General features: G+C 61.0%; 22 protein-coding genes. 16 read left to right on the forward strand and 6 right to left on the reverse strand.

Annotation, left to right across the window (positions count from 1 at the left end; translation table 11 throughout):
• Window positions 1-46: 46 nt before the first annotated feature.
• A complete protein-coding gene (gene cimA / locus PMI03_RS11195) occupies window positions 47-1,663 on the forward strand; it encodes a citramalate synthase (protein WP_007693034.1) in 1,617 nt (538 codons plus the stop codon).
• Between the two features lie 111 nt (window positions 1,664-1,774).
• Window positions 1,775-2,686, forward strand: a complete 912-nt coding sequence (gene rarD, locus PMI03_RS11200; RefSeq protein WP_007693035.1) for an EamA family transporter RarD — start codon at window positions 1,775-1,777, stop codon at window positions 2,684-2,686.
• Window positions 2,687-2,714: 28 nt separating this feature from the next.
• On the opposite strand, the gene PMI03_RS11205 is transcribed toward rarD, so the two are convergent.
• Window positions 2,715-3,338: a TIGR00730 family Rossman fold protein gene (locus PMI03_RS11205; protein WP_012651182.1), complete on the reverse strand. Its 624-nt coding sequence runs from the start codon at window positions 3,336-3,338 to the stop codon at window positions 2,715-2,717.
• 155 nt (window positions 3,339-3,493) lie between these two features.
• On the opposite strand from PMI03_RS11205, the gene PMI03_RS11210 reads away from it, so the two are divergent.
• The 6 genes from PMI03_RS11210 to PMI03_RS31620 all read left to right on the forward strand — a co-directional run bounded on the left by PMI03_RS11210 (window position 3,494) and on the right by PMI03_RS31620 (window position 10,581).
• Window positions 3,494-5,500 carry a LysM peptidoglycan-binding domain-containing protein gene (locus PMI03_RS11210; protein ID WP_007693040.1) on the forward strand — a complete coding sequence of 669 codons (2,007 nt, stop codon included), beginning with the start codon at window positions 3,494-3,496 and terminating at the stop codon, window positions 5,498-5,500.
• Between the two features lie 198 nt (window positions 5,501-5,698).
• A complete protein-coding gene (locus tag PMI03_RS11215; RefSeq protein ID WP_007693042.1) occupies window positions 5,699-7,585 on the forward strand; it encodes an ABC transporter ATP-binding protein/permease in 1,887 nt (628 codons plus the stop codon).
• 73 nt (window positions 7,586-7,658) lie between these two features.
• Window positions 7,659-8,357: a phosphatase PAP2 family protein gene (locus PMI03_RS11220; RefSeq protein ID WP_007693044.1), complete on the forward strand. Its 699-nt coding sequence runs from the start codon at window positions 7,659-7,661 to the stop codon at window positions 8,355-8,357.
• Between the two features lie 234 nt (window positions 8,358-8,591).
• The gene (locus PMI03_RS11225; RefSeq protein WP_007693046.1) at window positions 8,592-9,290 is read left to right on the forward strand and encodes a phosphatidylserine decarboxylase; all 699 of its coding nucleotides are present in this window, start codon (window positions 8,592-8,594) and stop codon (window positions 9,288-9,290) included.
• Window positions 9,291-9,310: 20 nt separating this feature from the next.
• The gene (gene pssA, locus PMI03_RS11230) at window positions 9,311-10,171 is read left to right on the forward strand and encodes a CDP-diacylglycerol--serine O-phosphatidyltransferase (RefSeq protein ID WP_007693048.1); all 861 of its coding nucleotides are present in this window, start codon (window positions 9,311-9,313) and stop codon (window positions 10,169-10,171) included.
• A 269-nt stretch (window positions 10,172-10,440) separates the two neighbouring features.
• Window positions 10,441-10,581, forward strand: a complete 141-nt coding sequence (locus PMI03_RS31620; protein WP_007693050.1) for a hypothetical protein — start codon at window positions 10,441-10,443, stop codon at window positions 10,579-10,581.
• Window positions 10,582-10,661: 80 nt separating this feature from the next.
• Here the strand turns inward: PMI03_RS31620 and PMI03_RS11235 are convergent, their stop codons facing one another.
• Complete coding sequence (locus PMI03_RS11235; protein WP_012651180.1) at window positions 10,662-11,426, reverse strand: SOS response-associated peptidase; 765 nt, start codon at window positions 11,424-11,426, stop codon at window positions 10,662-10,664.
• A 43-nt stretch (window positions 11,427-11,469) separates the two neighbouring features.
• Complete coding sequence (locus tag PMI03_RS11240; RefSeq protein ID WP_039973817.1) at window positions 11,470-11,790, reverse strand: YnfA family protein; 321 nt, start codon at window positions 11,788-11,790, stop codon at window positions 11,470-11,472.
• 149 nt (window positions 11,791-11,939) lie between these two features.
• On the opposite strand from PMI03_RS11240, the gene PMI03_RS11245 reads away from it, so the two are divergent.
• From PMI03_RS11245 to PMI03_RS11275, 7 genes are all read left to right on the forward strand, one after another.
• On the forward strand, window positions 11,940-12,359 hold the full coding sequence (locus PMI03_RS11245; protein WP_007693057.1) for an NUDIX hydrolase: 420 nt from the start codon (window positions 11,940-11,942) through the stop codon (window positions 12,357-12,359).
• Window positions 12,360-12,461: 102 nt separating this feature from the next.
• Window positions 12,462-12,899 (forward strand): TIGR02301 family protein, encoded by a 438-nt coding sequence (locus PMI03_RS11250; protein ID WP_007693058.1) that lies wholly within the window; start codon window positions 12,462-12,464, stop codon window positions 12,897-12,899.
• Window positions 12,900-13,004: 105 nt separating this feature from the next.
• Entirely contained in the window at window positions 13,005-13,262 is a 258-nt protein-coding gene (locus tag PMI03_RS11255; protein WP_034518861.1) for a hypothetical protein, read from the forward strand.
• A 16-nt stretch (window positions 13,263-13,278) separates the two neighbouring features.
• A complete protein-coding gene (locus PMI03_RS11260) occupies window positions 13,279-14,046 on the forward strand; it encodes a hypothetical protein (RefSeq protein ID WP_007693061.1) in 768 nt (255 codons plus the stop codon).
• 73 nt (window positions 14,047-14,119) lie between these two features.
• Window positions 14,120-14,959, forward strand: a complete 840-nt coding sequence (locus PMI03_RS11265) for a folate-binding protein YgfZ (RefSeq protein WP_007693062.1) — start codon at window positions 14,120-14,122, stop codon at window positions 14,957-14,959.
• On the forward strand, window positions 14,956-15,573 hold the full coding sequence (locus tag PMI03_RS11270; protein WP_007693063.1) for a YfbR-like 5'-deoxynucleotidase: 618 nt from the start codon (window positions 14,956-14,958) through the stop codon (window positions 15,571-15,573). Before PMI03_RS11265 ends, PMI03_RS11270 begins: the two co-directional genes overlap by 4 nt.
• Window positions 15,570-16,103 (forward strand): tyrosine phosphatase family protein, encoded by a 534-nt coding sequence (locus PMI03_RS11275; RefSeq protein ID WP_007693064.1) that lies wholly within the window; start codon window positions 15,570-15,572, stop codon window positions 16,101-16,103. The genes PMI03_RS11270 and PMI03_RS11275 overlap by 4 nt, the downstream gene beginning before the upstream one ends.
• 61 nt (window positions 16,104-16,164) lie before the next feature.
• Here the strand turns inward: PMI03_RS11275 and PMI03_RS11280 are convergent, their stop codons facing one another.
• From PMI03_RS11280 to PMI03_RS11290, 3 genes are all read right to left on the reverse strand, one after another.
• Window positions 16,165-16,794 carry an EF-hand domain-containing protein gene (locus PMI03_RS11280; protein WP_309574360.1) on the reverse strand — a complete coding sequence of 210 codons (630 nt, stop codon included), beginning with the start codon at window positions 16,792-16,794 and terminating at the stop codon, window positions 16,165-16,167.
• 263 nt (window positions 16,795-17,057) lie between these two features.
• Window positions 17,058-17,564, reverse strand: a complete 507-nt coding sequence (locus PMI03_RS11285) for a superoxide dismutase family protein (protein WP_007693068.1) — start codon at window positions 17,562-17,564, stop codon at window positions 17,058-17,060.
• A gap of 145 nt (window positions 17,565-17,709) precedes the next feature.
• Window positions 17,710-18,048, reverse strand: a complete 339-nt coding sequence (locus PMI03_RS11290) for a hypothetical protein (RefSeq protein ID WP_007693070.1) — start codon at window positions 18,046-18,048, stop codon at window positions 17,710-17,712.
• Between the two features lie 306 nt (window positions 18,049-18,354).
• Here PMI03_RS11290 and PMI03_RS11295 point away from each other — a divergent pair, with 306 nt between their 5' ends.
• Complete coding sequence (locus PMI03_RS11295) at window positions 18,355-21,126, forward strand: DUF2339 domain-containing protein (RefSeq protein WP_007693073.1); 2,772 nt, start codon at window positions 18,355-18,357, stop codon at window positions 21,124-21,126.
• Window positions 21,127-21,144 lie beyond the last annotated feature (18 nt).

Consider the following 21,144-nt stretch of genomic DNA (forward strand, 5'->3'; position numbering starts at 1 on the left):
AGGAAGTGACTGAGCAAGAAGAAACCGGCTCGCCGGAGGAAACAGTATGACACGCGAAAAAATCTATCTCTTCGACACGACCTTGCGCGACGGGCAGCAGACGCCCGGCATCGATTTTTCGGTCGAGGACAAGATTTCGATCGCCACCATGCTGGATGAATTCGGCCTCGATTATGTCGAGGGCGGCTATCCCGGCGCCAATCCGACCGATACCGCCTTCTTCAATGAGAAGCGGACGCAGACGGCATCCTTCGTCGCCTTCGGCATGACCAAGCGCGCCGGCGTTTCCACCTCCAACGATCCGGGCCTTGCGACCCTCCTGCAGGCCAAGGCGGACGCGATCTGTTTCGTCGCCAAGAGCTGGGACTATCACGTCAAGGTCGCGCTCGGCTGCACCAACGAGGAAAACCTCGAAAGCATTGCCGAAAGCGTCAAGGCGGCTGTTGGCGCGGGCAAGGAAGCGTTGGTCGACTGCGAACATTTCTTCGACGGCTACAAGGCCAATCCGACCTATGCACTGGCCTGCGCCAAGACGGCTTACGAGGCGGGGGCGCGCTGGGTCGTGCTCTGTGACACCAATGGCGGCACGCAGCCGCCGGAAGTGCGCGCCATCGTCGAGGCCGTGATCGCTGAGGGCGTTCCGGGGCACTGTCTTGGCATTCATGCTCATAACGATACCGGCCAGGCGGTCGCCAACTCGCTTGCCGCCGTCGAAGCCGGCGTGCGGCAGATCCAGGGCACGCTCAACGGCATCGGTGAGCGGTGCGGCAATGCCAATCTGATCACGCTGATCCCGACGCTGGCATTGAAGAGGACCTATAGTGAGCGTTTCGAAACGACGATCGATGGCGAACGGCTTCTTGGCCTCACCAGCCTGTCGCATGCCTTCGATGAGCTGCTGAACCGCTCGCCGGACCATCAGGCCCCCTATGTCGGTGCCTCCGCCTTCGCGACCAAAGCCGGCATCCATGCCTCGGCACTGCTGAAGGATCCGCGCACCTACGAGCATGTGCCGCCGGAAACCGTCGGCAATTTCCGCAAGGTGATGGTCTCCGACCAGGGCGGCAAGTCGAATTTCATCAATGCGCTGAAACGGCGCGGCATCGAGGTCGGCAAGGACGACCCGAAGCTCGATCGGCTGATCCAGATCGTCAAGGAACGGGAAGCCACGGGCTACGCTTATGAGGGCGCCGATGCCAGCTTCGAGCTTCTGGCGCGCCGCACGCTCGGCACCATTCCGGACTTCTTCGCCGTTGACGGCTTCCGCGTCATGGTGGAGCGCCGCTTCGATTCCCACGGCCGTGTGAAGACCGTTTCGGAAGCGGTGGTCAGAATCATCATCGACGGCCAAACGATCATGTCGGTTGCCGAAGGCGACGGCCCGGTCAACGCACTCGACCTGGCGCTGCGCAAGGATTTCGGCAAATACCAGCATGAGATCGACGATCTGGAGCTGGCTGACTTCAAGGTGCGTATTCTCAACGGCGGTACGGGAGCCGTGACCCGTGTCCTGATCGAATCCACCGATAGCGACGGCGTGCGCTGGTGGACGGTCGGCGTTTCCGAAAACATCATCGACGCCTCGTTCCAGGCGCTGATGGATTCCGTAATCTACAAGCTGATGAAGAACCGGCATATGGCGGGCAAAATCGCGGCGGAGTGATCCGCCGCTCATCAAAAACCTTGACCATGCCGTCAAGGAAATGAATTGGCCCCGCACGACGCTTTGGAGTAATCCCGTCCTCAATAAAAATAGCATGGGCGGAAAACACCAATGGCTACCGACACGGTCGCACCTGACGTCAAGAACGAGGACAGCCTGCGCGGCTTCGGCTTCGCGCTGACGGCCTACCTCTTTTGGGGCGTCTTGCCGCTCTACATGAAAGCCTTGGCGCATATTCCGGCCACGGAGATCGTCGCCCACCGTATTTTATGGTCCGTACCCGTTGCCGGGGTCGTGCTTCTGGCGCTCGGTCGTATGGGCGATATCAAGGCGGCACTCAGCAGTCCACGCACGGTCGCCATGGTATCGCTGACGGCGACGCTGGTGACCATCAACTGGGGAACCTATGTCTGGGCGATCAGCGCCGGACATTCGCTCGACGCGGCGCTCGGCTACTTCATCAATCCGCTGTTCAGCATCGCGCTCGGCGCCCTGCTGTTGAAGGAGAAGCTGGCACCGCTACAGATCGCCGCGATCTGCCTTGCAGCGGCAGCGGTGGTCATTCTGACCATCGAGGCCGGCACCGTGCCCTGGGTGGCGCTGACGCTGACCTTATCCTGGGGCTTCTATGCCTTTTTCCGCAAGACGCTGCCGGTAGGGGCAAACCAGGGCTTCTTCCTGGAGGTGCTGCTGCTCTGCATTCCGGCTACGCTTTACATCCTCTATCTGGAAGCGCGCGGCGAAGGCCATCTCTACCGCACGGGCATCTCGGATACGGCGCTTCTGCTCGGTTGCGGCCTGGTGACCGCCCTGCCGCTGATGATCTTCGCCAATGGAGCGAAGCTACTCAGGCTCTCCACTATCGGCATCATGCAGTATATCGCGCCGACGATGATCTTCCTCATCGCCGTCTTCGTATTCAAGGAGCCTTTCGGCACGACGCAGATGATCGCCTTCTCGCTGATCTGGGCGGGGCTGGTGCTCTATAGCTGGTCGATGCTGCGTCAAAGCCGGGCACGCTAACCGGAAAACATGGTTAGCAAGTCCTTAATCAGAGCTTTGAGATAACAGCCTCTTCGCCATCACGCGGTCCCTGCACTTCAGCGGCATGCTTGCGGATCGCCGGGATGATGTCGGCAATCTGGTCGATGACCAGCGGCTGGACGCGATGGGACGTATGGATGAAGCCTTCTTCCGTCATGTGGCGGATCAGCTCCATCATCGGATCCCAGAAACCGTTGATATTGGCAAAGACCATCGGCTTCTCATGACGGCCGAGCTGGCCCCAGGTCATGATCTCGACGATCTCCTCCAGCGTGCCGATACCGCCCGGCAGCGCGACGAAGGCGTCGGCGCGCTCGAACATGCCATGTTTGCGCGTATGCATGTCCGGGGTTATGATGAGCTCGTCCAACTGGCCGAGCGAATGGCGCGTCGCTTCCATATCGACGAGGAATTCCGGAATGATGCCGGTGACCTTGCCGCCATGCGACAGGACACCGCTTGCCACAGCGCCCATGATGCCCTTCGTTCCGCCGCCATAGACGAGGCGCAGCCCGCTCTCGGCGATGTGCTTGCCAAGCTCGCGGCCCGCGGCCATGTGGGCAGGATCGCGTCCCGGCCTGGAGCCGCAATAGACGCAAATGGATCGAATTGGCGCAGAATCGTCAGTCATAAATGCAAACAACTATGCTGCAGATGCTCAGTCAAGAATTTTCACAAGAAAACTTGTGCCAGAACATGCGGAAATGGCTGAGAAAGCTTGTAAAAGCAGGCGAAATCGTTAGCAATTTCAAGAGTGGGGACGATGCCGCCGCTTGGAGATAAATGATGATGAAGAACCGTGCCGGCTGGCTGGCTCTGTTGGTGCTGGTAATTGCGACCCTCCTGATGGTCTTTTTCGTGATGCCGCGCATCAACGGCGACAAGAAGCCGATCGGCGACGCCGTCAATCAGGCCAGCGACGCGGTAAAGAATACGATTACGGAGAGCGCGCAAAAAGCTGACGATGCGGCGCAAAAGGCAAGCGAAGCAACGCAGAACGCTGCCACAACCGCAATCAATGCCGCCGATGTCGTCAAGAAGCTCACCGATCTCAGCGGCGCGGCGACCGCCTCCCTCGCCGACTTCAAGGCGCTCTTCAAGGACGGCAAGGGTCCAAGCGAGGATATATTCGCAGCCACCAAGACGAAGGTGATCACGGCGCTGCAAGCGATCGTTGGTTTTGCCGTTCCCCAAGGGACGGACGCCACCACGACCGCCCTGGTCGACAAGGCGCATGACGGCGCCGGCAAGGCGCTCGCCATCATCCAGTCGCTTCCGGAAAACATCGCCGATGCCAATGCCGCGATCGACAAGGCGCTGGCAACGCTGACCGGCCAGGCCACACCGCAGACACAGGCCGCAGCCGGCTCCTCGACGCCGTCCTTCGACGTGCTGCGTGTCGAGCCCGACGGCTCCACCGTCATTGCCGGCTCGGCCGAGCCCAATTCCAAGCTGGAAATCGTCGACGGCGACAAGGTGGTGACGACCACCCAGGTCGGGCCGACCGGCGATTTCGTTGCCGTACTCGACAATCCGCTGCCGCCCGGCGACCATGAACTGGCGCTGCGCGCAACCGGCAAGGACGGCAAGGCCGTGACATCGGAAGAAGTCGCTACCGTTTCGGTTCCGAAGGACGACAAGAGCCAGCTTCTCGCCATGGTTTCCAAGCCCGGCGCGGCAAGCCGCATCATCACCGCACCATCGGCCAAGCAGGGACGCGTCACTCCGAGTGAGCAGACGACGGCCACCGACGCCAAACCACAGGACAATGCCGCCGTGGCATCCGCCAATCCGGCGACCGCCACTCCACCTGCCGCAACGTCCAGCGGCGAGCCGGACGTAATGGTCAATGCGGTCGAGATCGAGAACGACCGTATCTTCGTTGCCGGAACGACCAAGCCGAACACCAAGGTCCGTGCCTATGCCGACGACAAGCTGATCGGCGAGATCACGGCCGGAGCCGATGGGCACTTCGTCGTCGACGGCACGTTGCCTCTGGCGGTCGGCGACCACAAGATCCGTGTCGATGTCCTCGGCGCCAACGGCGACGTCGTGGTCCGCACCAGCGTCAACTTCACCCGCCCCGCAGGCAATCAGGTGACCGTTGCAGCACAGACACCAGCGGCTGCCGGTGCCAGCGGCAGTCCTGCTGCCACCACCATGGTGCCGCTTGATGAAGGCGAACTCGGCAAGCTGACGGAGAATGCCTCCAAGGCCTTCACCCTGCTTAAGAGCCTGTTCGCCGATGGCAAGCAACCGAATGCCGAACAGCTCGCCGCCGCCCGCTCGGGAACGGAAATCGCGCTCAAGTCCCTTTCGGAATTCCGTCCCACGATCGATGCGAATGCGGCGCTGAAACAGGCGGCCACGGATGCCTCCAACGCGGCGCTCAAGGCGCTGTCCACGCTTCAGGCCCTGCCGAAGGATCCGAAGTCGGTTGGCGATGCGCTGCCCAATCTCGATCAGATGATCGCCGCCGTCGCCAAACCGGAAAAAGCGGCGCCGGCAAGTGCCGAAACCGCCTCCAATGGCGGCGGCCCGAAAACCATCGAACAGGCGCCGCTATCGCAGGACACCAATGCGGTCATCATCCGCCGCGGCGATACGCTCTGGCAGATCTCCCGACGCATCTATGGCGCTGGCGTGCGCTACACGACGATTTACATCGCGAACGAAGACAAGATCAACAATCCGGACCGCATCCTGCCGGGCCAGGTCTTCGGCCTGCCGAAGGACGCGCTGCCGAATGCTGAAGAGCTGCACCGCAAGCGGCTTTCGGGCGGGCACCTGTAAAAGGCACGCTTCACGACAGACCGACACGATATGGCCAGGCGCGATCAGCGGCTGGCCATTGCTTTTACCCGCCATAAAAATGGTATAAGCCTGCCTCCAACCCCATTGCCCTGGTCATGATCCGACCGGGCCTTTCCAGCCAGGCTGCGCGATTGCGCACCGTTGCCCGGCTGCCTCACATATTCGCCGGAGACGGACATGGCAGACCGCAAGAAAACCATATCGGCGGATAGCAGCAATCCATTGAATACGCTCGTCAATCTCTGGCCCTATATGTGGCCGACGGGGCGCATGGACCTGAAGATGCGGGTCGTCTGGGCGACCGTCTATCTGCTGATCTCGAAATTCTTCCTGCTGCTGGTCCCGTATTTCTTCAAATGGTCCGTCGATGCGCTAAACGGCAAGCTGGACATGCAGGGCATCCTGCCGGCCTTCATGGTCGGCGCCCTCGCGCTCATCGTCGCCACCAACGTCACGCGCCTGATCCAGCTCGGTCTCAACCAGCTTCGCGACTCGCTCTTTGCCAGCGTCGGCCAATATGCCGTGCGCCAGCTCGCCTACCGGACCTTCGTGCACATTCATGAGCTGTCGCTGCGCTTTCATCTCGAGCGCAAGACCGGCGGTCTGTCGCGCGTCATCGAGCGCGGCACCAAGGGCATCGAGACGATCGTCCGCTTCACCATCCTCAACACCGTCCCGACCTTCGTCGAGTTTCTTTTGACCGCGATCATCTTCTGGCGCGGCTACGGCTTTTCCTATCTCGCCATCACGGCGGTCACGGTCTGGCTCTATATCTGGTTCACCGTCAAGGCGAGCGACTGGCGCATCTCCATCCGCCGGACGATGAACGAGAGCGATACGGACGCCAACACCAAGGCGATCGATTCTCTCCTGAACTTCGAGACGGTCAAATATTTCGGCAACGAGGAGATGGAGGCCAAGCGTTTCGACCAGTCGATGGCGCGTTACGAGAAGGCCGCCACCGGCGTCTGGACGTCGCTGGGCTGGCTGAACTTCGGTCAGGGCGTCATCTTCGGCCTGGGCACCACGGTCATGATGGTCGTCTCCGGCTGGGCCGTTCTCAACGGCCACCAGACGGTCGGCGACTTCGTCTTCATCAATGCCATGCTGCTGCAGCTTTCCGTGCCGCTCAACTTCATCGGCTTCGTCTACCGCGAAATCCGCCAGGGTCTGACTGATATCGAGGAGATGTTCGACCTTCTGGAGGTAAAGCCCGAGGTGACGGACGCACCCGACGCCAGGGAACTGGTCATCGGCCAGGGCGCCATTTCCTTCAAGGATGTGCATTTCGCCTATGACGCCGCCCGGCCGATCCTCAAGGGCATCTCCTTCGAGGTGCCGGCCGGCAAGACTGTCGCCGTCGTCGGCCCCTCGGGCGCCGGCAAATCCACCCTGTCGCGGCTGCTCTACCGCTTCTACGACGTCCAGAGCGGTACGATCACCATCGACGATCAGGATCTGCGCACGGTGACGCAGAAGAGCCTGCGCAAGGTGATCGGCATGGTGCCGCAGGACACCGTGCTTTTCAACGACACCATCGCCTACAACATCCGCTACGGACGGACGGGTGCGAGCGAGGACGAGGTGATGGCAGCAGCCGAAATTGCCCAGATCGGCGACTTTATCCGCCAGTTGCCCGAGGGTTTCGAAACCAAGGTGGGCGAACGCGGCCTGAAACTTTCCGGCGGCGAAAAGCAGCGTGTCGCCATTGCCCGCACCGTTCTCAAGGCCCCGCCGGTGCTCATCCTCGATGAAGCGACCTCGGCGCTGGACACCACGACCGAACAGGAAATCCAGACGGCCCTCGACGTCGTCTCCAAGAACCGCACGACGCTGGTCATCGCCCACCGGCTCTCCACCGTCATCGGCGCCGACGAAATCATCGTGCTGAAAAGCGGCGAGATCGCCGAACGCGGCACCCATGCCGTCCTTCTGGAACAGAACGGCCTCTACGCCTCGATGTGGAACCGCCAGCGCGAGGCAACGCAGGCCGAAGAACATCTGAAGCAGGTGCGCGAGAACGACGACCTAGGCGTGGTCAACCGGCTAGCGCCGGCGCGCTGAAGCAAGCGGCTGTCATGAGACTGAGATGCGCGCTTGATAGCGAGAGCGGTCACTCATTCGAAGAGGCCCCCGAATGCGCAATCTCGCCAGAACCTTTACCCTCCTTCTCGCCGTCGGTCTTGCCGCGCCGGTCTTCGCCGACGAAGCCAAGCCATTTGCCGATGCCAAGGAGATCAATCTCCTGAACCTTCTGCCCCCACCACCGGCCAATGACTCGGCCCAGACCAAAGCCGAGCTGGGAGAAATCCTGACGCTGCAGGTGACACGCACCCCGGAAATGGCGGCCCGTGCCGTTGCCGACGCCGAGGAAAACGTCTGGCGCTTCTCCGACGTCATCGACAATCCGAAATTCACCAAGGAAAACCTTCCGAAGTTCTCGGCCTTCTTCGATCGTATCGTCGAAACCGAGGGCGCCGTCGTCGATCCGGCCAAGGATGTCTGGAAGCGCCCGCGCCCGCATCTTTACAGCGATCTCGTCAAGCCGATCGTGCCTCTGTCGAAGTCCGGTTCCTATCCGTCCGGCCACACGACGCTCGGAACACTGATGGGTATCGTGCTTTCGAACATGGTGCCGGAAAAGAAGGCTGCCATCATGACCCGCGCCTGGGAATACGGCCATAACCGTATCGTCGGCGGCATCCACTACGCCACCGACATTGAGGCCGGCCGCATCGCGGGCACCGTCATCGCGCAGACCATCACGACCCATGAGGACTATAAGGCCGAATACGAGGCCGCCAGGGACGAGCTGCGAGCCGCCCTCGGCCTCTGATCTTCGCTGATCACAGCACTGGTATCAGCAAGCCGCCGGACCATCTTCCGGCGGCTTTTCATTTGCTGTCGCGACGGCCCTTTCAGCGTCGCGACAGCTTGTGCGTGATCATGCGTTTCGGAATGCGGGCTTATCCCGGCCGGTTTCGCCTGGGGGTGACTGCGTGAAACCATTGCCCATGACGGCTTTTGCCTGTAGTCACCGTCAACTGGCAATCATAGGAGCCCGCCATCGATGAGCTTGTTGAATAGCGTACGCAACGTAATCGTCCCCGTGCACAAGGAAGGTTATCCCTTCGTCGCAGGCTTCTTTGTTGCATCGCTGGTTCTGGGCTGGGTCTTCAAGCCGCTCTTCTGGATCGGCCTGATCCTGACGCTCTGGTGCGCCTATTTCTTCCGCGACCCCGAGCGCATGACGGCGCAGGACGACGATCTCGCAATATCGCCCGCTGACGGTAAGGTCTCCGGCGTGCAGATGGTCACGCCGCCGGCCGAGCTCAATCTCGGCACCGAGCCGATGCTGCGCGTGTCGATCTTCATGAATGTCTTCGATTGCCATGTGAACCGCTCGCCGATGCGCGGCCGCATCACCAACATCGCCTATCGCCAGGGCAGCTTCCTCAATGCCGAGCTGGACAAGGCGAGCGAGCAGAATGAGCGCAACGGCCTCGTGATCGAAACCAAGCATGGCGAAATCGGCGTCGTGCAGATCGCCGGCCTTGTTGCCCGCCGCATCCTTTGCTTCGTCAATGTCAACGAGCCGCTCGACGCCGGCGAGCGCATCGGCCTAATCCGCTTCGGTTCGCGTCTCGATGTCTTTTTCCCCGCAGGCGCCGAACCACGCGTCGCAGTCGGTCAGAGGGCGATTGCCGGCGAGACCATAATCGCCGAATTCGGCTCGCCGAAAGGCCCGACCGTTAGCCGCCGTAGCTGAGCCTCAAGGAAACGAGCAGGATGAAGACGCCTTTTCCACCCTTCGAGCCGAATGGTCCCAATGACGAGGCGCGCGGGCCGCGCCTTAGGGAAATTCCATTGCGGCTGATGGTCCCGAACATGATTACCGTCCTGGCGATCTGCGCGGGCCTGACCGGCATCCGTCTTGCTTTCGAAAACCGCTATGAGCTTGCCGTGGTCGCCGTGCTGGTTGCCGCCTTCCTCGACGGCGTCGACGGGCGCGTGGCGCGGCTGATGAAGGCCACGTCCAAATTCGGCGCGCAGATGGATTCGCTGGCCGATATCGTCAATTTCGGTGTCGCGCCGGCGCTTGTCGTCTATGTCTTCCTGCTCGATCAGGCACGCTCGCTCGGCTGGATCGCAGCCCTGATCTATACCATCGCCGCCGGCTTGCGCCTTGCGCGCTTCAACGTCATGGCGGAGCGCGAGCACAAGGCGTCGTGGCAGTCGGAATATTTCGTCGGCGTGCCGGCGCCGGCCGGCGCCATGTTGGTACTGCTGCCGGTCTATCTCGGCTTTCTGGGCGTGGAGCCGAGCAGAACCTACGCCTATTGGGGTGCCGCCTATACCGTGCTGATCGGCTTCCTGCTGGTCAGCCGCCTGCCCGTCTGGTCCGGCAAAACGGGAGGTAATGGCATTCGCCGCGATCTCGTGCTGCCGGCCATGCTGGCAATCGTCGTCTATGTGGCGCTGCTGATGAGCTACACCTGGCATGTCATGGTGGTGACCGTGATTGCCTACCTGCTGTCGCTGCCGCTCGGCGCCCGCTCCTGGGCGCGCAAATACGGCACCTTCACCATCAACGGCCCCGCCGATCCCGACGTCGACGATTCCAACGACGATATCGGTCGGCATATCTAGCCCAAAAGCCGGCATGGCTCGACGCGCCGCTCGTCTCGTTAGACGACTGGTTGCGACGTTTCACGCAAAGCGCGAAGATGGTTAATGAAGAATTAACACCCTGAGTAGGCGAGGAAAATACGAAAATTTCGCCCTCATCTCGCGAAATATGGTCGGTGTTTACAAAAGCTGATCGCCAGACGCCTTTGATTTGTCATGATTTACGACACATTAGCAAAGCAGTTTGGTGATTCAGAAAACACCAGCGGGAACAAGGTGAGGAGTAACCCATGACCACGAAGAAAGACGAAGCGGCACAACCGCAGGCAAAGATCGATCCGAGCTTGCTTTATCGTCCGCTCGGCCTGAAGGCCGTTCTGGCAGCACATCTGATGCTGAAAGCCAAGCCGATGAAAAAGAAGATCGCCTAAGACCAGACATTATTTGCCAGCCAGGGGGAGCCGACTGTTAGCAGCGGCTTGTGGCAGCGCCGATCTCGACACGAAGCCGTTCAGAAGAGGTTCAACTGGCCATCGCCAGGGTCCGGCTTCTTCGGCGGCTTGGTCGGAGCCTCTATCGCTACCGGCTCCTGCAAGTCAGGTCCCATATTGGCGACCTTGTTGACGCGATCCGAAACCGGGATCGCCTCGAAGAAGTCCTCCTGAACCGGTGCCATCAGGTCGAGAACCTCGCGCGGCTCCTGTGTCTTGCAATCCAGCCAGCGGGCAAAATCCTCCGGCTTGATGACGACGGGCATGCGGTCATGAATGGGACGCATCGCTCTGTTTGCAGCCGTCGTCAGGATCGCACCGGTATCGACTTCCGACCCATCGGCCGATGCCCATGTCTCCATCAGGCCGGCAAAGGCGATGACGCCGCCATCGCGCGGGCGTATCCAATAAGCTTGAGACTTCTCGCCGCTCTCCTTGGCGGGGCGGCGCCATTCGTAGAAACCCGAAGCGGGGATCAGAATGCGCCGATGACGCATGGCGGCGCGGAATGAGGCCTTGCCGATTGCGGTTTCGGCGCGGGCATTGATCAGCAGCGGAAATTCCTTCGGTTCCTTCACCCAGGCGGGCGTAAAGCCCCAGCGCACCAGCACCGCGCGACGATCCGGCAGATTGCTGCCCCGTTCCTGCCGATCGCCCGAGATGACGACGAGGATCGGCTGTGTCGGCGCTATGTTATAGCGCGCAGGAAAGCCTTCGCTGAGCAGGACGCCCAGCGCCTCGCCCACGTATTCCGGCGTCGATGTCAATGCAAAGCGTCCGCACATAGGGTTTGTTTTGCACCCTGAAAGCGCCGGGTCAAGGAGAAGGTCAACCGCGCGGGCCGAAGAGAATGATGGCGCCACCCGCAAGGCAGACCACGGCGCCGAAAATATCCCAGCGATCGGGCAAACGTCCCTCGGCCAGCCAAAGCCAGAGAATGGAGGCGACGATATAGACGCCGCCATAGGCCGCGTAGGTACGCCCCGCCGCATCGCTCGGCACCAGTGCCAAAAGCCAGGCGAACAGCGCCAGCGACACCAGGCCGGGCGCCAGCCACCAGATGGGCTTTGCCAGCCGCAGCCAAGCCCAGAAGGCAAAACAACCGGCAATTTCCGCCAGCGCGGCAAGGGCATAGAGTGCGTAGGTCATGATGATTTCCAGCAACGCGGGCGGCGGTCTCGAATCGAGGTTCTGATTTACGACTAAAAGGGCTTTCATCCGGCACAACAAGAGCCGTATCTTGCGAGGGCTTAGAGCTTTCATCACCGCCTGATATTTCCCTCGGAATCCGAAGATCCATGACCTCGATCCCCCGCCCCGCCTCTTCCGCCATTCTCGAACGCGACGGTCGTTTCCTGTTGGTGCTGCGCCGCAATCCGCCGTCGGCCGATATGTATGCTTTTCCAGGCGGACGGGCCGAGGATGGCGAAACACCAGCGGAAACGGCGTTGCGGGAGTTCGAGGAGGAGACAGGGATATCGGCCCGCAATCCCCGTCTGTTCGAGACTTACGATCTGCGGAGCCATGCAGCAGACGGGAGGCTCACCAGTCACTTTCTCCTCTCCGTCTTTCGGGTCGATGCCGACGAAGAAGCGACCGCCGAAGCGGCCGACGATGCCGCCGCGATCGGCTGGTACTCGCTGGAAGAGATCCGCGTCCTGCCCGTTCCGGCAAGCGTTCTCGAATGCGTCGAGCGGATCGCCGCAACCCGCGACTGACGGGATCAGCCGGGTTCCCGCGTTAACGATGCTTAACAATAACAGGGTGGAAAGCGAGCATTTCGCCTTGTTCCCGTCATGCTTGCCATATCAATTGGGCACATGATTCATCGTCGCCTCATTCATCCGCTTATGATCTGCGCCGCGCTTGCGGCCGCATTTCCGGCGTTTGCGCAGTCGGCGACGACCGTTCCGCAGGGACAGGCGCCCGCCAATAGTGGCGACGCCGAGCAGCCGACGCCCTATGACGACCAGCTTCTGCGGCTCTCCGAAATTCTCGGTTCGGTCAACTATCTGCGCAACCTCTGCAACTCCTCCGCTGAAGACGGTTGGCGGGTTGGCATGCAGCAATTGCTCGATGCCGAGACCAAGAACGAGCCGAAACGCAAGGAAAGACTGACCGCCGCGTTCAACCGTGGATACAGATCCTTTGCGTCGGTTTACACGAATTGCACGTCGCAGGCCGTTGTCGCGGAGGAGCGATACCGTAACGAAGGTGCAACACTTGCTACAGAAATAACCGCTCGCTTTGGAAATTGACGATTTATTAACCCCTTTTCGTACCGAGCCGTGTCGTTTTAGGAAAAGGCTGATAGAGTCGTTAAGCAAGCGGTAAGGACAATGGACGTCTCGAGGAAAGAAATGATGGAAGCCAGCCTGAACGAAATCGATGACATGATCGTCCACGAAAAGATGCAGGCAGCGCTGGAATACCAGAACGAAGCGTGGGCTGACGGGATGGCCGATGGCATTGAGCCGGAGATCATTGCCGACGCTGCGATTGCCCATGCCATCCGCGAGACTATTCGCATTCATGGGGAACAGGGCGCTGAGGCCTTGCTCGAATCGCTTAGGGAACGCATGCTTGCTGGTGAATTCTCTCCGAACCGCACCCTGCAATAACAGCCAGAGATCCTTTATGCATATCGTACCGGGCAATGAGTTTCGACGTTCCATTGCCTCGCTCGCTGCCGCGACCATGTTTTTCGGTAGCCTTGCCCAGCCGCTTCCCGCTCTCGCCTTCTCGCTGATCAATCCCCCCGCCGCTCAGCCGGGTGCTGCGAGCAAGCCCGCGCAGCAGAACAATGACAAGCCGGTCGAGCAGGCGCTGGAGGCGCCCTCCAAGGCTCTTCCCATGCCGGACCCGCTGGTCAAGAGCCAGGGGCAATCCAGCAGCAACGCCACCACCAGCGATGCCTCGACCAGCGGCAAGTCAGCAGAGATCATCTACGATATCAGCAAGGTGCCGGAACCGGTGCGCAAGCTACGCGAAACCATTGTCGAGGCAGCCGCTTCCGGTGATCTTGAGCGCCTGCGCCCGCTGATGAATATCGGCGGCGGCCTCAACCAGACGCAGGTGACGGCGGACGATCCGGGGGAAGACCCGATCAAGACGCTGCATGATCTCTCCGGCGATTCCGATGGCATCGAGATCCTGTCCATCCTCCTCGATATCCTGTCGAGTGCCTGCGCCCATGTCGGCCAGGGAACGCCGAACGAAATGTATGTCTGGCCCTATTTCGCCGAGAAGGACATCAAGACCCTGACCGCGCCGGAAAAGGTCGACCTGATGCGGATCGTCACTGCCGGTGATTTCTCCGACATGCTGGAATTCGGGGGCTATAATTTCTATCGCGTCGGCATCACGCCCGACGGCAAGTGGAAATTCTTCACCTCCGGCGAATGATCCGGCCGCAGAACTTGCGGTTCCCGAGCAGAGGCCCTACCTCTGGGCGATAGGCGAAATTAGCGGGTTCATCATGCCAGCCGTATTCCTCAGAGATCGCTCCTTTCTTCGCGTCACCGGCGCTGAGGCGGAGCCTTTCCTGCACAATCTCATCACCACCGACCTTGTCTCGCTCGGCACGGACGAGGCGCGTCCGGGCGCGCTGCTGACGCCGCAGGGCAAGATCCTGTTCGACTTCATGATCTCCAGGGACGGCCCCGGCTTTCTACTGGAGACCGATACGGCGCAAAGGGATGGGCTGCTGAAACGGCTCACCATGTACCGGCTGCGCGCACCGGTCGATTTCGCTGTCGGGGAAACCGAGGGCGTTACGGTCGCCTGGGGCGACAATGTTGCCGAAGGCCCCAGGGACAGCCGCTTCGCCAAGGCGGGCATTGCATTGACGCGGACATCAGGTCATCACGGCGACGATGCCGAGGCACTTTACGAGGCGCTGCGCATTGCCAATGGCATTGCCGTTTCCGGCCAGGATTTCGCCCTGCAGGACGCTTTTCCGCATGACGTGCTGCTGGACCTCAATGGTGGCCTCGGCTTCCGCAAGGGCTGCTATGTCGGCCAGGAAGTGGTTTCCCGCATGCAGCATCGCAGCACCGCGCGCCGCCGGGTCGTCATCGTCATCGGCAGCGCCGATCTGCCCGCAAGCGGCACGGAACTGACCGCCGGCGGCAAGCCGATCGGCACGCTCGGCTCTATCGAAGGCGCCAACGGGCTTGCCATTGTCCGCATCGACCGCGCCGGCGAAGCTATTGCGGCCGGCACGCCGATCCTGGCAGCCGGTCACGAGGTCTCCGTTGCACTGCCCGTTTGGTCCGGCCTCTCCTTCCCGACGCAGACCGATGAGGCGTCGGCATGACATCGGGTGCTACCCCGCGTGCCTGGCAGCGCATGCTGTCCGGTCGCAGGCTCGACCTACTCGACCCCTCGCCGCTCGACGTCGAAATCAGCGACATCGCCCATGGCCTTGCCCGCGTCGCGCGCTGGAACGGCCAGACCTCGGGGGATCATGCCTTTTCGGTGGCGCAGCATAGTCTCGTGGTCGAGGCGATCTTTCGCCAACTCAATCCGGCGACACCGGACGAACTGCTGGCAGCACTGCTGCACGATGCTCCCGAATATGTCATCGGCGATATGATCTCACCGTTCAAATCGGTGGTCGGCGGCGAGTACAAGCTGGTGGAAATGCGCCTGGAAGCGGCGATCTACCGGCGCTTTGCCCTGCCGCCGCATTGTGCTCCGCAGTTGAAGGCAAAGATCAAGAAGGCCGATACGGTGTCCGCCTATTTCGAGGCGACGCTGCTGGCCGGTTTCACGTCAGCGGAAGCGCGAAAGTTCTTCGGCCAGCCGCGTGGCATTACACAGGACATTCTGCCGATCCAGCCGATGCCGGCGGTGGAAGCCCAGCGGCTTTTCCTGAAGCGTTTTGAAGCGATCGAAGCCGAACGCGCCAGCGTGAGTGCCGAGGCATGACCGCGATCGTCGTATCGCCGCTGGCCCGCATCGCGGAAATGGCCGTACGCCACGGTGCATCCGAAATGATCAGCCTTATGGCGAAGGAACAGAGCTTTCATCGTCCCGCCGTTATCAAGGCGGATAGGCATCTGTTGCTCGGCATGAACGATATCAGCTTTGCCGGCACCGGCAATCTTGTCGCGCCGCAAGAGACGCATGTCCGCGACATCATCGATTTCGCGAGAAGCTGGAATCGCACCGCGCCGCTGCTGATCCATTGCTGGATGGGCGTGTCGCGCTCGCCTGCAGCGGCTTTGATCGCAGCCCTTGCCGTCCATCCCGAAGAGGACGATATGGTTCTCACCCGTCGCCTGCGCGCCGCCTCACCCTATGCCACACCGAACACGCGGCTGGTCATGATCGGTGACGATGTGCTTGGCCGTAAGGGCCGGTTGGTCGACGCCGTCAAGGCGATCGGCCGGGGTGCTGACGCGGACGGCAATGCGCCCTTCGTGCTGCCGCTATTGGCGAAGATCGACGTCCCATAAAAAAACGGAGACTGCATTTGCGCAATCTCCGTCCATTTCAAGTCTTAGCCGTAACCGCCGATCAGGCGGCAACGCTGTCCGTCTGATCCGTATCATACTGACCATAGGTATTTTGATAAACGTTCATCGAGGCCTGCATCTCGCTGATGAAAACTTCCAGAGCATTCTGGTCAGCAGTATCGCCGCTGCTATCGCCAGAGGATTGCTCCTGCGACAGGACATCGGCGGCGGACGGATCGGTCGGCTTCAGGACATCGAGGCCTTCGGCGAACTGATCCTTGTCCAGCGAGCCTGAGTTTTGGGTATCCAGGCTCTTGAACAGGTTCGCAGCATAGCTTTCGCTCATGTCCTTCGGGCGTCCGGCCACGAACTCGTCGGAGGAAACCTTGCCATCCTTGTTGGTGTCAAGGCTGGCGAAGAGCTGGTCCATCGGTGATTGGTCAGACGAGTCGTCGCTCGACGTGTCAGTGCCGGTCTGGCCGCTGGCGCTCGCCTGCTGCATTTGCAGCAGCATGGACGCCAGATTGCCAGAGAACGCACTCGTCGGGCTCTGATCGCTGCTGTCATCGCTATCTTCGTCGCCGAGAACGCTCGCCGACAGAAGCCCTGATTGTGCTGCTTCCTGCAGCTCCTGGGCGTCCACAACGCCGTCATGGTTTTTATCAAGGGGATTGTACGAGGCAGCGCTCATGCTGCTTCCAACTGAAGAAATACCACTCATCCAAATCTCCTGAAGTAAACGCCATCCGGCGCTTTCCGTGGGACGCAGTACGCTTGTTGAAATGCCTGATGGGATAGGCCGATTTGGAGAGGTGGTCAAAGATAGGTGTTAATTGATCATTAACCCCAATTGACAAGCATAGAATCACATCACCGGTGGGTCTCCGCATGCGGAAGACAACCGGCGCGTGGCAAAGATCGGAACAAATGCCGCGAATCACTAAGGCGGCAAAACTATTGGATGACCGCGCAGGCCAGCCGCTTGCCGGCACCGCCAACGGGCTGGCTGCGGTAATCATCGGAGTCCGCGTGGATCATCAGCGTCCGGCCACGGATGCCGTTCTTACCGTCGAGCGATACCATGCCGTTGAAAACCTGCGCCCGCAGCTTGCCGTCCTGATCGACATATTGATTGGGCATATCGCCGGCATGCGGACCATTGGCCGCAAGCAGACCATGCTCCGCCTTGGTGGGATTGAAATGGCCGCCGGCGGAATCGAATCCGTGCGTATGGTCGCAGCGATCGCTCTCGTGGATATGGAAGGCAACCCAGCGGTTGACCGGCAGGCCGGAGACATCGAGCTCGATCAGCACGCCCGTCTTCGCCTCTGTCAGGACCGCCCGTCCCGACTGCTTGCCGTCGGCACCGACAAAATTGGCGATCGCCGTCTGCTTGCCCTGCGCGAACGCCGGCAAAGCCGAAACCAGCGCCAGCGTTGCGGCAATAATGATCGTTCTCATGGATACATCCTCCCTTTTGGCATTACCAATGCAACGCATCACGGGGACGGGTGTTCCGGCGAGGAGGAAAATGAATGGTTTCAATCACAAAGAAGCGGTCCGCCGTTGTCCGGCGAACCGCTATAATCACACTGGCAAAAGAGGATCAGGCCGCTGCGCTGTCCACGTCGTACTGGCCGTAGGTGCTGTTATAGGCATCCATCGGCGTCAGCAGGTCGAGGTCGAAAGCGCTGTTCGTCTCCAGCGATTTGCCCGTCGCAGTCGTGCCGGCAATCGGCATTTGCATAAGCTTCGCCATCAGGCTGCTCAGCGCACTGCTTGTTCCATCGCTGCTTTCGGCATTCGAATCGGCCTCGAGGATACCCGGGCGTTCATCGGCTTCACGCTCCTCACGGCTCAGGACACCATCATCATTCGCGTCGAGCCGCGAAAGAGTGCCCCGATAAGGATAGGAACTGTTGGATATGGAAGATACATGGGACATACAAACCTCCTAGGGTTAGGAGCCGCCTCATGCGACATCGTTTGTACGCAATACATTTCAGTTGAACTATATATGTGCTGATAGGCCGGTTCTCAGCACCGGTAAAGGCCAAATTGTTAATGAGTATTAACAATAGTTTCCAAGTTATAAATTAACACACCCTAATAATTCTAAAGCCGCCAGCAAACCAGAACACGCCATCTCCGGCGCGTAATCCCCTGGAATCATAGGTAAATTGACTGATCTACCCTTACTCCCCGGCTCATTTCGTATAATGTGCGGCCAAGAGCCCATGGAGGGGACATCATGGATTTGCTGCTGATCGCGGTCGTGGTCGTCGGTATTTTTATACTGCGGAGCTACAATCTACGGCTAGGAAAGCTCGAAAGCCGCGTCCAGGAGCTGCAAAATGCACTCGCCGGCCGGGTGCTGGCCATGGGAAGCAGCGAATCAGCCAGTGCGGCCGAAACCATCGATGTGGCCGATTCATACACCGAGGCTGCCGCGCAGCCATTGGCAGAGACGGTCGCGGCGCCTGCGGTGGAAGCCGCCGCCATGACCGATGACGGTGAAACGGCACCAATCCACGAGACCACCGCTCCCGCCTTTGCCCGGGATACCGCGGTCTCCAGTAACGAAAGCCTGGAAAGCACGATCGGCGCCCGCTGGGCCGTATGGGTCGGCGGCATCGCGCTGGCATTCGGCGGCATTTTCATGGTCAAGTATTCGATCGAGAGCGGCCTGCTCAGCCCTGGCGTGCGGCTGGCGCTTGCCGCGCTCTTCGGCCTTGTCCTTGTCGCGGCCGGCGAAGTGATCCGTCGCCGCTCCGAACCCGTTCTTGCCAACACCTTCCAGAATGCGATGATTCCCGGCGTGCTGACGGCGGCGGGTGTCGTCGCGCTGTTCGGCTCGACCTATGCCGCGCATGGCATTTACGGCTTCATCGGACCGGCGACCGCGTTCTTTCTCCTGGCATTGATCTCCCTTGCCACCCTCGGCTTGTCGCTGTTGCACGGCCAGGCGCTTGCCGGCCTCGGTCTGCTGGCCTCGATGGTCACCCCGGCCCTGATCGCCTCGACGGCGCCAAGGCCGTGGGTGCTATTCGGCTATCTCGCCCTGACCTGGCTCGCCACCGCAACCGCATCGCGGCTGCGCCGCTGGCAGATCGCGCCCGCCTTGGCCAATGTGCTCCTCGGCCTTTGGGCACTGCTCTACATTACAAACAGCCCTGTCGTTGACCTTAGCCCCGTAACACTCGCCATGCTGGTGATGATCGCCGGTACGATCTTCATCTGGCCGGGGCGTTATGAAGCCGTAGCAGCACCTAGCGAAGACCCTCCAGCGCTAGCAGAGCTAAGCGACTCAGAAGAGTCGCCAGCCTCGCAACCCGCGAGCCATCCGGTCCTGTTCCTGGCCCGCGAGCCGCTCGGCATGACGCTGACGGCATCCATTGGCGCCAGTGCAGTCGCCCTGTCGCTGTTGGGCTACAGCCTGCTGAACGGATACCCACTGCCGAACGCTACCCTTCTGTTCGCGGCGATCGTTGCGGCGGTCGCGGCCTTCGGAGCCAGCCGTTTGCATGCGGCCTGGGCGGCAATCCTGTCGGTCGCCGCCGCCGGCCTTGGCATGTCCATGGTCCTGACATCCCCGATGAATGCCGCGGATTGGGGTCTCGCGGAGGTCTCGCCGGCGCTTTATAATGTCGTGGTCTATGAAGGTCTCGGCCTCGGTGCAGTCTTCGTGCTGATCGGCGTCTTTTTCCTCAAACGGTTCGGCGAGAGCGAGAAGCCCTTTGCGGCGGTCTGGAGCGTCATCATGGCGGCCACGCCGCTGGCGATCGCTGTCATCAGCTATATCACCTTCGGCAACTGGACCCGCGACTGGCTGCATGGGCTCTATGGCATCGGGCTCGCCGTCATCCTGATGGCGCTCGCCGAATGGCAGCATCGCCGCTCCGCCGAGAGCAGTCTGGCGCTGCCGACGAATATCCTCGCGGCCGGCTCCTTCGCCGCTGCCGTCCTTGCCCTGCATACGCTTGCCCACGACGCCGTGGCGACGATCCTGCTGCCGGTGCTGGGCATTGCCTATCTGCTGGCCGGGCGGGTCCGCTCGTGGCTGGTGCTGCCATGGACGATGGTCGCGGCGCTGATCATCGCCATGGGGCGCATTGCCTGGCAGCCGACGATCGTCGACCCGGGTGAGCTCGGCACGACGCCGGTCTTCAACATGCTGCTTGCCGGCTACGGTATCCCCGCCGCACTCGCCGTCTGGTCCGCCTTTGAGGTCAGGCATTTGCCGAGCCTCAGACTGCGCAACGCATTGCAGGCGCTGGCGAGCCTTCTGGTGCTGCTGACCATCGCCATCCTCGTGCGTCATGCGATGAATGGCGGCGTGCTGAATTCAAACGTTCCGACGCTTGGCGAACAATCGATCTACACATTGCTGGCGATCGGAGCCTCGGCGACGCTGATGGCGCTCGATCTCAGCGCATCGAGCCCTGTCTTCCGCTATGGCGGCATGGCAGTCGGCGTCCTCTCCGTCATCTCGATCCTGACGCTGCATCTGCTCGGGCTCAATCCGTTCATCACCGGCGAGAGTACGGGCCGGATCCCCTTCTTCAACCTGCTGCTGCTCGGCTATCTGCTGCCGGCGCTCGCCTATGCCGGGTTGGCGCTCTATGCGCGAAACAGGCGGCCCCTGCCCTATGTGACCATGCTGGCAGTCGCCGGCGCCGTCATGACCTTTGCCTGGGCGACGCTATCGGTGCGCCGCTTCTGGCAGGGCGAGTATATTGCGCTCTGGAACGGCTTCATTCAGGGAGAACTCTACTCCTACTCCGTCGTCTGGTTGGCGATCGGCATCGCCCTTCTCTGGCTCGGGGCACGCTTCGATGCGCGCAGCCTGCGCATCGCCTCCGCCGCGCTGGTCTTCGTCGCCGTCGTCAAGGTCTTCCTGATCGACATGGCAAATCTGGAGGGTTTCCTGCGGGCACTGTCCTTCATCGGCCTCGGCGCGGTATTGATCGGCATCGGCTTGTTCTATCAGAAGCTCCTGACGGGCAAGAAGGCCTCGGAGTGATTGCAGAGAATCTCCGCG

It is taken from the genome of Rhizobium sp. AP16, assembly GCF_000281735.1.
Lineage (GTDB): Bacteria > Pseudomonadota > Alphaproteobacteria > Rhizobiales > Rhizobiaceae > Rhizobium > Rhizobium rhizogenes.